This is a genomic window from Pseudoalteromonas sp. 2CM28B (genome assembly GCF_023161935.1).
This window is the reverse complement of sequence record NZ_JALNTH010000006.1, coordinates 97,129-110,353: the sequence shown is the minus strand read 5'-3', so window position 1 is coordinate 110,353 and position 13,225 is coordinate 97,129. Positions and strand designations below refer to the sequence as shown.

15 protein-coding genes are annotated in these 13,225 nt (G+C 42.0%); 13 read left to right on the top strand and 2 right to left on the bottom strand.

Annotated features, from left to right (window positions below; all coding sequences use genetic code 11):
- Positions 1-3 precede the first annotated feature (3 nt).
- Genes MTN96_RS10790 through MTN96_RS10755 form a run of 8 tightly spaced genes read left to right on the top strand, consistent with a single transcriptional unit; the run spans position 4 to position 7,667 of the window.
- Complete coding sequence (locus tag MTN96_RS10790) at positions 4-2,232, top strand: chemotaxis protein CheA (protein WP_121637797.1); 2,229 nt, start codon at positions 4-6, stop codon at positions 2,230-2,232.
- 51 nt (positions 2,233-2,283) lie between these two features.
- Positions 2,284-3,429: a chemotaxis response regulator protein-glutamate methylesterase gene (locus MTN96_RS10785; protein ID WP_121637796.1), complete on the top strand. Its 1,146-nt coding sequence runs from the start codon at positions 2,284-2,286 to the stop codon at positions 3,427-3,429.
- Positions 3,422-4,186, top strand: coding sequence for a flagellar motor protein (locus MTN96_RS10780; RefSeq protein ID WP_121637795.1), 765 nt, complete (start codon positions 3,422-3,424; stop codon positions 4,184-4,186). The genes MTN96_RS10785 and MTN96_RS10780 overlap by 8 nt, the downstream gene beginning before the upstream one ends.
- Positions 4,187-4,191: 5 nt before the next feature.
- The gene (locus MTN96_RS10775; protein ID WP_054983007.1) at positions 4,192-5,157 is read left to right on the top strand and encodes a flagellar motor protein MotB; all 966 of its coding nucleotides are present in this window, start codon (positions 4,192-4,194) and stop codon (positions 5,155-5,157) included.
- A 12-nt stretch (positions 5,158-5,169) separates the two neighbouring features.
- The gene (locus MTN96_RS10770) at positions 5,170-5,940 is read left to right on the top strand and encodes a ParA family protein (RefSeq protein ID WP_004588314.1); all 771 of its coding nucleotides are present in this window, start codon (positions 5,170-5,172) and stop codon (positions 5,938-5,940) included.
- Between the two features lie 3 nt (positions 5,941-5,943).
- Complete coding sequence (locus MTN96_RS10765; protein WP_121637794.1) at positions 5,944-6,726, top strand: chemotaxis protein CheW; 783 nt, start codon at positions 5,944-5,946, stop codon at positions 6,724-6,726.
- A gap of 24 nt (positions 6,727-6,750) precedes the next feature.
- The gene (locus MTN96_RS10760) at positions 6,751-7,248 is read left to right on the top strand and encodes a chemotaxis protein CheW (RefSeq protein ID WP_004588316.1); all 498 of its coding nucleotides are present in this window, start codon (positions 6,751-6,753) and stop codon (positions 7,246-7,248) included.
- A gap of 17 nt (positions 7,249-7,265) precedes the next feature.
- Positions 7,266-7,667 (top strand): DUF2802 domain-containing protein, encoded by a 402-nt coding sequence (locus tag MTN96_RS10755; protein WP_004588317.1) that lies wholly within the window; start codon positions 7,266-7,268, stop codon positions 7,665-7,667.
- An 81-nt stretch (positions 7,668-7,748) separates the two neighbouring features.
- Here MTN96_RS10755 and MTN96_RS10750 read toward each other — a convergent pair whose 3' ends face one another.
- Positions 7,749-8,069 carry an EscU/YscU/HrcU family type III secretion system export apparatus switch protein gene (locus MTN96_RS10750; RefSeq protein ID WP_004588318.1) on the bottom strand — a complete coding sequence of 107 codons (321 nt, stop codon included), beginning with the start codon at positions 8,067-8,069 and terminating at the stop codon, positions 7,749-7,751.
- Between the two features lies 1 nt (position 8,070).
- Positions 8,071-10,383, bottom strand: a complete 2,313-nt coding sequence (locus tag MTN96_RS10745; protein WP_121637793.1) for a flagellar hook-length control protein FliK — start codon at positions 10,381-10,383, stop codon at positions 8,071-8,073.
- A 113-nt stretch (positions 10,384-10,496) separates the two neighbouring features.
- Between MTN96_RS10745 and ccmA the strand changes: the two genes are divergently transcribed.
- The 5 genes from ccmA to ccmE are packed head-to-tail and all read left to right on the top strand — an operon-like array spanning position 10,497 to position 13,225.
- Positions 10,497-11,117: a cytochrome c biogenesis heme-transporting ATPase CcmA gene (ccmA, locus tag MTN96_RS10740; protein ID WP_086004334.1), complete on the top strand. Its 621-nt coding sequence runs from the start codon at positions 10,497-10,499 to the stop codon at positions 11,115-11,117.
- On the top strand, positions 11,117-11,803 hold the full coding sequence (ccmB, locus tag MTN96_RS10735) for a heme exporter protein CcmB (RefSeq protein ID WP_004588321.1): 687 nt from the start codon (positions 11,117-11,119) through the stop codon (positions 11,801-11,803). Before ccmA ends, ccmB begins: the two co-directional genes overlap by 1 nt.
- Position 11,804: 1 nt before the next feature.
- A complete protein-coding gene (locus MTN96_RS10730; RefSeq protein ID WP_004588322.1) occupies positions 11,805-12,542 on the top strand; it encodes a heme ABC transporter permease in 738 nt (245 codons plus the stop codon).
- Between the two features lie 3 nt (positions 12,543-12,545).
- Positions 12,546-12,749 carry a heme exporter protein CcmD gene (gene ccmD / locus MTN96_RS10725; RefSeq protein ID WP_004588323.1) on the top strand — a complete coding sequence of 68 codons (204 nt, stop codon included), beginning with the start codon at positions 12,546-12,548 and terminating at the stop codon, positions 12,747-12,749.
- Positions 12,746-13,225 carry a cytochrome c maturation protein CcmE gene (ccmE, locus tag MTN96_RS10720; protein ID WP_004588324.1) on the top strand — a complete coding sequence of 160 codons (480 nt, stop codon included), beginning with the start codon at positions 12,746-12,748 and terminating at the stop codon, positions 13,223-13,225. Before ccmD ends, ccmE begins: the two co-directional genes overlap by 4 nt.

Here is a 13,225-nt window from a genome sequence, read left to right as displayed (position 1 = left end):
TGCATGAGCTTTGAAGTCGATGAAGATATTTTACAAGACTTTCTTGTAGAGGCTGGAGAAATCCTAGAGCTTTTATCTGAACAGTTAGTTGAGCTAGAAAATAACCCAGAAGATACTGAGTTACTAAATGCTATTTTTAGGGGCTTTCATACCGTAAAAGGGGGAGCAGGCTTTTTAGCTATGACTGAGCTTGTTGATGCCTGTCATGGTGCTGAAAACGTATTTGATCTCTTACGCCAAGGGGTTAGAACTGTTAATTCAGAATTAATGGATGTGATTTTACAAGCACTAGATACCATTAATGAAATGTTTGCCACTATTCAAAACCGCGAACAACCAGACCCAGCAGACCCTCAATTATTAGAAACCCTTCATAAACTTGGCCAACCGCCTACGGATGATGAGCTTACTGAAACAGCCCCCGACGTTGTTGAACAAGAACCCGCAGCTCCCGTTAGCGCAACAGATGATGAAGACCCATTTGCATTTGATGAACTATTTGATGTGGCAGGTTCAAGCCCTTCAGCAGATAGCACGCAAATTGATGAAATTACAGAAGATGAATTTGAAAGCTTACTCGATGAGCTACACGGCAAAGGCCAAAGCCCGGTGTCGCAACCAAGTGCAAGTGCAGAGCCAGATTCAAGTTCAGATATTACCGATGATGAATTTGACAGTTTATTAGATGAATTACACGGTGTAGGTAGTTTTGGTCCTGTTGCAGGAGATACTTCAAGCAGTGAGCCAGAAGTAAAACACACAGCACCACCAGCGGCTGTTGCAAATGATAGCGGTGATGATGAAATCAGCGATGATGAATTTGAAGCACTGCTTGATGAACTGCATGGTAAAGGCGCCGCACCAGAATCAAAAGAAGCTGACACACCTGCACCGCAGCCACCTAAGGCTGCACCTGTAGCACAAACGCCAGCAAAACCTACGCCAGAAAAGCCTACGCCAGCACCTGCAGCAAAACAAGCTCCGGCGGCTAAAGCCGCTGCGCCTACACCTAAAGTGGCTGAAAAACCAGCGAGTAGCGCTGCATCTAAAAAAGCTACGCCTCCACCTGCTGAAACCACAGTACGTGTTGATACAAAGCGTTTAGACCAAATAATGAATATGGTTGGCGAGTTGGTATTAGTACGAAATAGGTTGGTTAGTTTAGCGACCAATACAGACAGTGAAGCGATGGGTAAGGCGATATCAAATCTTGATGTGGTCACTGCTGATATTCAAGGTGCAGTAATGCAAACGCGAATGCAGCCTATCAAAAAAGTGTTTGGCCGATTCCCTCGCGTAGTACGTGACTTAGCCCGTAGCTTAAATAAAGAAATTGATTTACAGCTTGTAGGTGAAGAAACCGATTTAGATAAAAACTTAGTTGAGGCACTGGCCGATCCGTTGGTGCATTTAGTACGAAACTCAGTTGACCACGGAATTGAAATGCCAGCAGCGCGTGAAGCTGCGGGTAAGCCTAGAACCGGTAACGTTACATTATCGGCTTCGCAAGAAGGCGATCATATTTTGTTAACCATTAAAGATGATGGTGCAGGTATGGATGCGGAAAAACTGAAAAAAATAGCGATCAGTAAAGGCGTTATTGACCATGATCAGGCAAGTCGTTTATCAGATACAGAAGCGTATAACTTAATATTTGCACCAGGCTTTTCGACCAAAGAAGAGATATCTGATATTTCTGGCCGTGGCGTAGGCATGGATGTAGTAAAAACTAAAATTACGCAGCTTAATGGCTCTGTGAGTATACAGTCAGAGTTGGGCGTAGGGACTGTTTTAGAAATAAAAGTACCATTAACACTGGCTATTTTACCTACGCTGATGGTTATTGTTGGTGAGCAAACGTTTGCGTTACCACTTGCTGGTGTGAGTGAAATATTCCACTTAGATTTAACCAAAACCAATGTTGTAGATGGTCAGCTTACAATTATTGTTCGTAAAAAAGCGATACCGCTATTTTACTTAGAGCATTGGCTAGTTAAAGGTGCTGATTGTTCTCAGCGAAAAGCGCAAGGTCATGTGGTAATTGTACAAATAGGTACTCAGCAAGTTGGCTTTGTGGTTGATTCATTAATTGGCCAAGAAGAAGTTGTTATTAAGCCTCTTGATGCGTTATTACAAGGTACGCCTGGAATGGCTGGTGCAACAATTACATCTGACGGTGGTATTGCGCTGATTCTGGATGTACCTAATATGCTTAAGCATTACGCAGGATAAAATGTAGGCATACCTGTGTATGCCTACACATAAATTTAATAAGAGAGCGCAATGGCCGTAAAAGTTTTAGTTGTTGACGATTCCAGTTTTTTTCGCCGTCGAGTAAGCGAAATCCTTGAACAAGACAGCGGTATCGAAGTAATAGGTTTTGCTGTTAACGGTAGAGAAGCCGTAGAAAAAACAGCGCAGTTACGTCCAGATATGATCACCATGGATGTAGAAATGCCTGTGCTTGATGGTATTAGTGCAGTAAAAGAAATTATGGCGAGTAACCCAACGCCAATACTTATGTTTTCTTCATTAACTCGCGACGGTGCAACCGCAACTTTAGATGCACTTGATGCCGGAGCTATGGACTTTTTACCGAAAAAGTTTGAAGACATTGCACGAAATAACGAAGATGCAATCAAGTTATTGCAAGCTAAAGTGAAGGAAATTGGTCGCAGGCGTGCACCGCGCCCTGTTAGGCCATTAACATCAAGTAAGACTACTGCTGCACCTGCAAGCAAACTTGCCACAACAAGCTCATCGCTTAAACAACCTGATAGAAGCTTTCAACGTGCTGCCCCAGTGCAGACAGCAACTACACCCAGTATGCCCACACGTTCCAGCGGTAAACACTATCAAATAGTGGCTATTGGCACTTCAACTGGCGGGCCAGTTGCTTTACAAACCATATTAACCCAATTACCTGCTCACTTTGCACACCCTATTTTGTTAATTCAGCATATGCCGGCAGCATTTACGCCTGCGTTTGCGGCACGTTTAAATAGCCTTTGCAAAATACGCGTTAAAGAAGCGCAACAAGGTGACAGGCTAGAAGCCGGCACAGCCTACTTAGCACCTGGTGGACAGCAAATGATGGTAGAGGGGCGAAGTGGTAACAAAACGTTGCGTGTATTTGAAGATAATAGTGAACGAATAAGCTACAAACCAAGCGTTGATGTGACTTTTGCAAGTGTTGCTAAAAGCTACCAAGGAGACGTACTTGCTATTGTTTTAACCGGCATGGGCGCTGATGGACGTGATGGCGCGCGAATGCTTAAGCAATCTGGCGCAACAATTTGGGCGCAAGATGAAAAAAGCTGTGTGGTATACGGTATGCCTCAAGCTATTGCCAACGCTGGGCTTGCCTCTGAGCATTTAGCGTTAAACGACGTAGCAGCAAGAATAAAAAGAGAGACTGGTTGTGGATAAGCTCTCTGTTTTAGGGTTAATCATTGCGCTGGGCGCTATAGCGATTGGTTACTCTTTAGAGGGTGGCGTTGTCACGGCGTTATTTAATGGCCCTGCACTTATTATTGTACTTGGCGGCACCTTAGGGGCTGTTATGTTGCAAACGGCCACAAGCACCTTTAAAAAAACGCTAAGCATGAGCCATTGGGTGTTTTTTTCACCCCAGTACAATATTGAGCAAGCCATAGAGCAAATTAAAACGTGGTCGCATAAAGCTCGCCAGGAAGGGTACTTAGCGCTTGAAAAAGAGGCACTTAGTCACCCAGATCCTTATGCAGCAAAAGGGCTTAGTTTACTAGTAGATGGGTGTTCGGAGCAAAAGCTACGCGACACCTTAGAAATAGATTTAATGCTTGAACGAGACCGCTTACTTGAAGCAAGTAGAGTGTACGAAGCTATGGGCGGATATAGCCCAACTATAGGTATTTTAGGGGCTGTACTTGGCCTTATTCAAGCAATGTCATTTATTACCGACCCTCAAAAGCTAGGTGCAGGGGTCGCCACCGCATTTATTGCAACAATATATGGGGTGGGTTTAGCTAACTTATTATTTTTACCTATGGCCAATAAGCTTAAGCAGCGAGTAGAGCAAAAAATGCTTTACCATGAAATGATGGCCGAAGGGGTGATTGCTATAAGCCTTGGCGAAAGTCCTATTAACATAGAATTAAAGCTTGAAGCTTATCGCACAGAGCGCCCCAATGTCGGGGTAGAGTAACTTTTATGTTACGCCGGCGCTTACGTCAATCAGCTGAAAAAAATCAACATACAGAGCGTTGGTTAGTCTCTTATGCTGATTACATGACCATTATGTTTGCCTTTTTTGTGGTTATGTATGCCATTGCCATAAATAAAGAAGAAAGTTTTCAAATCCTCTCAGACTCCCTAGAACAGGTTTTTGACAAATCAGCAAGGCAGCAATCGCAACAAGGTGAAGGCGTGACAGGCGAAGGGCTACTTACTGACCGTGTTACCCCAGAGCAAGAGTTATTGTACGGTGAGAGCATTCAAAAACAGGAGTCTGGCCCAGAGCTGTTAGATGGACATAGTGATACCAGCAATATAAAACAAAAACATTTAGGTAAACCACTCGATAGTTTGTTAACTAAATTACATTCAGCACTTATTGATGAAATTCGTGATGGAGAAGCAAGTTTAGAGCTCAACCAAGATTGGCTTATTATTGAGCTAAGTTCAGGAATGCTGTTCTCAAGTGGTAGCTCTGTGGCCCACGCGCGAGCTAAGCAAGTCGTAAAAATTGTAAAAGATATTATTGCCCCAGTAGATAACTACATAAGGGTAAGAGGTTACACAGATAACGAAAGTATTCGCAATGAAATGTTTCGCTCTAACTGGGAGTTGTCAGTTGCACGGGCGACCTCTATTTTAGTTGAATTAGAAACGTTAGGAATTAACCCAGCGCGAATGGCAATCGAGGGGTATGGGCAATACTCACCTTTTGCCGATAACGACACCGCAGCGGGTCGAGCAGAGAATCGTAAAGTTGTTATTGCGCTTTCTAAGTATGGCTTAGTACAACAAACCACCGAAAATGAAGCTGAGCCTGACGAGCAAGTGCAACAAGCTGCGCCTGAGCCAGAGGTGGAACTTCCCTCTGATGATAACTCTATTAAAATAATTCGTTTACCTCATGGTGGCATCAGAATCACCACGCGCAATGAACAGTAATTAGGACTTAATGTGAAGATTTGGACAGTAGCAAATCAAAAGGGCGGTGTAGGTAAAACCACAACGGCTGTCAGTCTTGCTGGTATTTTGGCCTTGCAAGGTAAACGCGTATTACTCATTGATACCGACCCTCACGCCTCACTAACGTACTATTTTGGTATTGATTCTGAAGATTTAGAAGTCAGTGTGTACGATATTTTTGCCCGCGGCACCTCAATGCAAAGTGAAGAAATACTTCAAGCATTGTGCCCCTCTACCATGGAAAACCTAGATATATTGCCCGCGACGATGGCTATAGCAACCCTCGATAGAAGTATGGGCAATAAAACGGGGATGGGCTTAATTTTAAAAAAAACACTTGCAAAAATTAGTGAACATTACGATTATGCGCTGCTTGATTGCCCGCCCGTTTTAGGTGTTTTAATGGTGAACGCATTAGCCGCCAGCGAACGTATTTTAGTGCCTGTGCAAACTGAGTTTTTGGCGCTCAAAGGGCTTGATAGAATGATGCGCACTATGGAATTAATGCAAAGCTCTCAAGCGAAACAATACCAATATACTATAATCCCTACTATGTATGATAAGCGCACAAAAGCGTCGCTTGAAGCCTACAAAACGTTGCAAAATACATATAAAGATAAAGTATGGCCAGGGGTGATCCCCGTTGATACAAAGTTTAGAGATGCAAGCCTTGCACAAAAGGTACCCATAGAGTTTTGCCCACGTTCGCGTGGGGTTTACGCTTATAAAGCGTTATTAGATTATTTAATTGGACAAGGTTAATGAATGAGTAAGCAATTATTTGCTAATGAAAAAGTAATGACTCAATACTTAGGGGCGCTATTATGCGAAGACGAACCTGAGGAAAACCTTGAGCCTGTAGCAAAGCTACTTGAGCAAGTACCTAGTACCTTACAAAACGACGAAGTACTTTTAAAGCCCAAAGCGCAATTAAAAGTAACCGAGCAGCTTTATTCTGAGCAAGTAAAAGAGAGTAATAGCGAGGCTGACGCCACTATTTCGCCACCTGCACCTATTGAGCCTGAGCCAATAGAGACACCTGAGGTGCAAACCCAGTTAAGTACAGAACCTGCCCCTTTATTACATAGCCAAGAAGATTACTTTGAAGGTGAATTTCAGGCTCTGTTTTTTGAAGTGGCTGGTTTAACATTGGCTGTTCCTTTAAAAGCGCTTGGAGGAATTCATCAATTAGGTGAAGTAAATCATTTATTTGGTAAGCCAAAGTGGTTTAAAGGCGTTATGCTTAATAGAGATGAAAAGCTAAACGTAGTTGATACTGCACGTTGGGTAATGCCTGAAAAGTACGATGAAAAGTTAGAGGCCTCTCTTAATTATCAGTATTTAATAACCCTAGGCGATAGCAACTGGGGTTTATTGGCCGAAAAGTTAATAAATAACATTACATTGAGTAAAGAAGATGTAAAATGGCGAAAAAACAGTGGCAAACGTCCTTGGCTTGCCGGTGTTATTAAAGAAAAAATGTGTGCTTTAATAGATGTAGATAATTTAAATGCACTATTAGAAAAAGGCTTAGATAGCCGTCAGTAGTAACGACCATTACGGGGTAACAGCATGAGCGAAGATAGACTATTATCAGCGAATAAAAACGCAGATAACAACGATGAAATTTTACAGTGGGTAACGTTTAAGCTTGAAGAAGAAACGTATGGCGTAAACGTAATGCAGGTGCAAGAAATTTTACGTTATACCGAAATTGCCCCAGTACCTGGTGCACCTTCATACGTTATTGGCATTATAAATTTACGTGGTAACGTAGTCACTGTTATTGATACTCGTGCACGCTTTGGTTTGCCTGCTGCGGATGCAACTGATAACTCTCGCATTTTAATTATTGAAGCAGAAGAGCAAGTAATTGGTATTTTAGCTGATAGTGTTTCTGAAGTTGTGTACTTACGCAGCTCTGAAATAGACAGCGCGCCAAATGTTGGTACCGAAGAAAGCGCTAAGTTTATCCAAGGTGTATGTAACCGCGATAACGAATTACTTATTTTAGTCGATTTAAATAAATTACTTAGCGATGACGAATGGGATGAGTTAAGCGATATTTAAGCTTTACCACTAAAATTATGTTGTTACTCAGTATCGCAATAGCAGCGCTAGGGATAGGTTTAATATCGCTGGCGCTAATTGTTGCATTAAAAAATAAACAGTCGGCGGAGCTTAATGCGGTATCACAGCAATTAAAAGATACCTCAGAGCAAACACATATATTACGCAGTGAAGTGTCTGAGCTCAGAACAGGGCTTTTAAGTATTGGTAAGCGCGTACTTGAAGTTGAGCAACAAAATCAAGAGTTGATGCAACAACAAGCTGCCCAAAAATATGATGACCCAGACGCAAAAATATATTCTCGTGCTGTTAAAATGGTTGAGCTTGGCGCAGATTTAGATGAGGTGATACGCGAGTGCGAGCTTCCTAGGGCTGAGGCTGAACTATTATTTTCGTTACATAAACAAAAAGACGCCTAGCGTCTTTTTTGCTTTTAACTACACGTAATACCAATGTGCAGTAATACTTAATAAAGGGGGAGATATAATTCATCCACCTAGTTATGCCTTTACATTTAGCTTACCTTGAAAGTCTTGCCAGCCAGGTGGGAACTGCCCACGAAGCACGTACGAAAAAGCAATCAATTCAGCAATAACATAATAAAGCTCTTTAGGTATTTCCTCTCCCAATTCTAAGTGTGAGAGTGTTTTAGCAAGTGCTTCATCTTGGTGGATCATAATGCCTTTTTGTTTCGCTGCTGCGATTATTTCATCGGCCAACTCGCCAAACCCTTTTACACTTACTGCTGGGGTACTTCCTGCTTCATACAACAGGCCAATCGCGGATTTATTATTTGCTGCTAAATTAGAGGTGTCAGTCATGTTAAACCTTAATATTTATAATGGCATGCGATTGATAAAACGCTTGATGACTAGCATCTCCGCGTTTTAAGTTTAGCTCGCCAACTTGCAAGCCATGCTGAGCTAATTTAGCCCTGAGGCTATCTAAGTGAGGGTGTGCAATTGCACTTACTTCTTGGCTAGAGGCAAGCAGCTGGCAATCGAGCGCTTTGTCCATAAGCTCAGCCACTATTTGTAATTGCCCTTGCTGTGCATAATCAAAATTTAATCTAACAAACCACACGTTTTTTTCGGTTTTATCTACACTGGCTTTTTTATATTGTCCTAAGGTTATCTCTGTTTGTCCCGCTTCAGGCGGAAGTTTCATTGGAAATAAAAACTGTGCTAGCGGGTTTGTGTCGCTTTGTTGGTTTGGCGTAGTTACTTGTACTTGGCTAAGGGTATTTTTAACTTGTAGCAGCTCTGGGGCAAGCTCTTGTATTTGTGTTTGTTGAAGTTGCTCTAATAGTTTATCCGCGCCATTACCTACTTTAAAAGTAGGTAAAAGCACATTAAGTAGGGCATCAACTCCTGTGTGGTTATTAAAGGTTAGCGAAGTACTTGGTTGGCTTATTATTGGCGCCGCTAAAATAGTAACTGCAAGTTGCTCAAGCCCTTTTGTAAAGCTACTTTGTAGTGTGTCGTTTGGCGTAGTAAGCGGTTGTAAGGTACTTAAAAGCTCTCGCTGTATGGTGGCTGGGTGCACATTAGTACTGGAGACCATTCTATTAAAAGCTTGATTCACTAAACGCGTTAGATCAGGTGTATTTTGTGTCGCTTTACTTGCTATGTAAGTAATTTGGCTACTCAACAATGTTTTAGGGTTGGAAGCGCTATTTTGGCGCTCACTCTCTGTTGGCAAATTTAAAAGCGAGGTTAAAAGTTTAGCCTCTGTTGGTTGTAACTGCTGACTTACAGCTGTGTTCAAAAGCAAGTGAGACAAACTGGGTTGATTGGGAGTATTTACCTGTGAAGTTGTGGTATTTAGTGTTTTTAAACTCAGCAGCGCAGAAGCGTTGCCTTGCGTACGTACATTTGTTGGTTGGGCGCTCACTGCTTGGGGCTGAGCTTTATTGTTTGCTGATTGCCATAACGTCACACTCGCCTTTAATTGCTGGGTTATTTGCACTAAAGGAGGCAGCTGCGCAAAGTGTTTAGCTAAAGGGCTGTTAGGGGTAAAAGAATGATTAGCCACTTCTGCGGTTATATTTAGCTTGCTTAAATTAGGGTTTGTTAGTGTGTTTATTGGTGTAGGCGTTTTATTTACATCAAGCTTAGCTTGTTGAGCCTGCAAAGGTGACGTTTTACTCGCAAAGGGTTTGTTTTCAAAGTATTTAACGGCATCGTTAATTCGCGTTTTTATATCACTAAAGCTACTTTGTAACCACGACTTTATAGGGCTTTGTGCACTTAACTGCGGGCTTGTTTTATCAGCGGGGGGTCTGGCTGCATTTTGCTGCTGTGATAAAACCAAGTCGGTAAAGGGTTTACTAAATGAGTTATTAAGTGCGACCTGCATTTTAGGTAAGTTAGTTTTAATGAGCAGCTTATCTGCTTGATTAGTAATATTTACTGCCACGGGCTTGCTAGGCAATTCACTAAGCTGTTTATTGGTTATCGGGGTTGTGAACGAGCCGCTATGCTGAGGGTGCGAAATAATAGCTAATTTAGGCGTTGCTTGTAGTTGCGCGCTGGGCAGTAAGTTAGTTAATAGCTGCGAAATTTTATGCTGGCTGAGAGTTTGAGTATGAACAGTGTCAGCAAAGCGGTTAATAACATTTATTTGTGCGCCTTTATTGGTTGTATTAATAAGTACCTGTAATGGCTGCTCGGTATTTAACAGCTGTGCGGTTTCTTTGTTAATTGCAATACTGGCATTAAGGCTAGGTATCATAAGCTGCGGTGACGGCGAAAGCTGTACATTGACTGGCAAGGGTTTACTTTGTATTTCACTACCGGTACTAACATAATTTAAAAAACGCTGCAGTTGTGATGCGTTGCTAAGTGTAATATTAGTATTGTTGGGAGTAATATTTAGCTGCTTTCCATCAGCGCTGAGTTGTATGTTAGCACTTGCTATTTTGTCTGTATTTTGAGGGGCATGCGTTATGCCTAAGCGTAGAGTTTGCCAGTGTTTATCAATTAAAACATCGAGTGTAATTGAGCCTTTTGAAAACTGAATATTTTTAGCCGCAAGTACCTGCTCTGGTAATTGTACTAATTCGTCCGAAGTGCTCGGGGCGCTTTGGTTATTAACCAATGAATTAGATAATGTGATTTGCGTTGGATTATTCATTATTTTAAATCAAGTTTTCGCTAATTTTCGTGAATCGATTTTAAAGCAATATTCGTATTACCCTATCATTATGGTAGACTAACGCCTAATTTTTGGCATAGAGAAACGTCATCTTGTTACACATTAAGTCCGTCACCTGCATCAAGCAAGAACGTTGTTTGTTTGCGGATCTTAATTTTAGCCTAAATAGCGGTCAAATCATGCAATTAGCAGGTCCTAACGGGGCAGGCAAAACATCATTATTGCGTATTGTCGCAGGCTTTAGTGTGCCTGATGAAGGCGCTATTTTTTATAACCAGCAAGCTATTACCAAGCATTATGAAGAGTACGCCACTGACCTGCTATTTATAGGCCATAAAACCGGTGTCAATGTGCAGCTCAGCGCATTGGAAAACGTACGCCATTGGTTACACATTAACGGCTATACAAATGAGCCCGACTTATATCCAATTTTAGCTAAGCTTGGCTTAGTGGGCCTTGAAGATGTGCCGGTAAGAATGCTCTCTGCAGGGCAGCAGCGTCGTGTCGCTTTAGTGCGATTATGGTTAAGCGATGCAAAACTATGGGTGCTTGATGAACCCTTTACTGCACTTGATAAAAATGGCGTTGCATTTTTACAACAACGTTTTTCTGAGCATTTAAAAAGTGGTGGCGCTATTTTACTAACAACCCATCAAGATTTAACAACACAGTTTGAAAACCTACAAACGGTGACCTTGGAGTATCGTTACTGATGACTCGTCAACATTCATATTGGCTGCTGTTTAGTGCGGTATTTAGTAAAGATGTAAAGCTTGCGTTTCGCCAGCGTGCTGAAATTATCAATCCTATCTTGTTTTTTCTCATTGTTATTTCTTTATTTCCGTTAGCAATTGGCCCAGAGCCCGGTCTATTAAACAGAATGGCGCCAGGTATTATTTGGGTAGCTGCTTTGCTCTCTACCATGCTTGGACTCGATAAATTATTCAGAGACGACTATAACGATGGCTCGTTAGAGCAGTTAATTGCTTCATCGTACCCGCTATCACTCACCGTGTTGGCTAAAGTCGCGGCGCATTGGGTTGTTACCGGTTTACCATTAGTATTAATGACACCGTTATTTGCTTTATTGCTTAATTTAGAGAGCTCTGCGCTGTTAGCGACCGTATTAACATTATTATTAGGCACGCCATTATTAAGCTTTATTGGTGCAATTGGGGCTGGCCTTACTGTGGGATTACAAAAAGGCGGCATTTTAATGAGCCTATTAGTGTTGCCTTTGTATATTCCTGTTTTAATTTTTGCAACGTCAGCCATTGATACCAGTACTATGTCGCTGGATTATAGCGGGCAGCTTGCCATTCTTGGGGCCATGTTAGTAGTTGCTATTATGTGCGCACCCATCGCCATATCGTCAGCATTAAAAGTGAGTGTAAGTTAATATGTGGAAGTGGTTACATCCCTACGCAAAAGCAGAGCGCGCATATCAATTATGTAATACGTTACTGCCTTATTTTGCCGTTGTTACGGTTATAAGTATGCTTGTTGGTTGGATTTGGGGCTTAGGTTTTGCACCAGCTGATTATCAACAAAAAGACAGCTACCGTATTATTTTCATTCATGTTCCATCGGCTATTTTGTCTATGGGCGCATACTCTTCTATGGCTATAGCAGCTATTGTCGCTTTAGTGTGGCAATTACGTAACGCTGAACTTGCTGTAATTGCTATTGCCCCGGTGGGAGCTTGTGTTACAGCTATTGCCTTAATTACCGGCGCTGCATGGGGTAAACCTATGTGGGGTGCTTGGTGGGTATGGGATGCACGTTTAACCTCTGAACTTATTTTATTGTTTTTATACTTAGGCGTGCTGTCGCTTTACCATGCCTTTGAAGATAAAAAATCAGCAGGGCGCGCAGCGTCTATTTTAGCCATTGTAGGGGTAATTAATTTACCTGTTATTCACTACTCCGTAGAGTGGTGGAACACCCTGCACCAAGGCGCAACAATCACAAAGCTTGATACAAAAGCCATTGACCCAAGTATGTTTTGGCCGCTTATGGTAAATATTTTAGCATTTGCAGCGTTTGTGGGCACTGTAACGTTAATTCGCCTTAAAAATGAAATATTACAACGTGAAAAGCATCGACCTTGGGTTCGAGCCTTGTTAAGTAAGGGGTAAATTATGCAGTTTGACTCTTTTTCTGATTTTATTGCAATGGGAGGCTACGGGTTTTACGTGTGGCTTTCATTTGGTACATGCGCCTTAATTTTGTTGGGCATTTTATTTAGCTCTTTACGTGATACAAAACGTATTATGGCCTCAGTAGAGCAGCAAGTTGCGCGCGAAGCGCGAATTAAAAAAGCGAAGCAGGAACAAATCTCATGAACCCAAGACGTAAAAAACGCCTATTGGTAATTATTGCCGTACTGTTTGGTATTGGTGCCTCTGTAGGCCTAGTGCTTTATGCGCTACAAGAAAACATAAACTTATTTTATACACCAAGCGAGCTAATAGACGGCAAAGGCCCAGATAAAGAAAAACCGCAAATAGGGCAAAAGTTGCGTATTGGCGGTATGGTTGTGCCGGGTTCTGTCATTCGTAATGAACAAAGTTTACAAGTCAGCTTTAAATTGATTGATACCGGGCCATTGGTAACAATTAAATACCAAGGCATTTTGCCTGACTTATTTCGCGAAGGCCAAGGTATTGTAGCGCAAGGTGTGCTTGTAGAACCAAACGTGATTGAAGCTTTTGAAGTACTGGCTAAGCATGATGAAGAATACATGCCAGCAGAAGTAGCAGAAGCCGTAAAAGGAATTAAACACGAAAAACCAAAATACAACCTAGATAGCGGTAGCTAA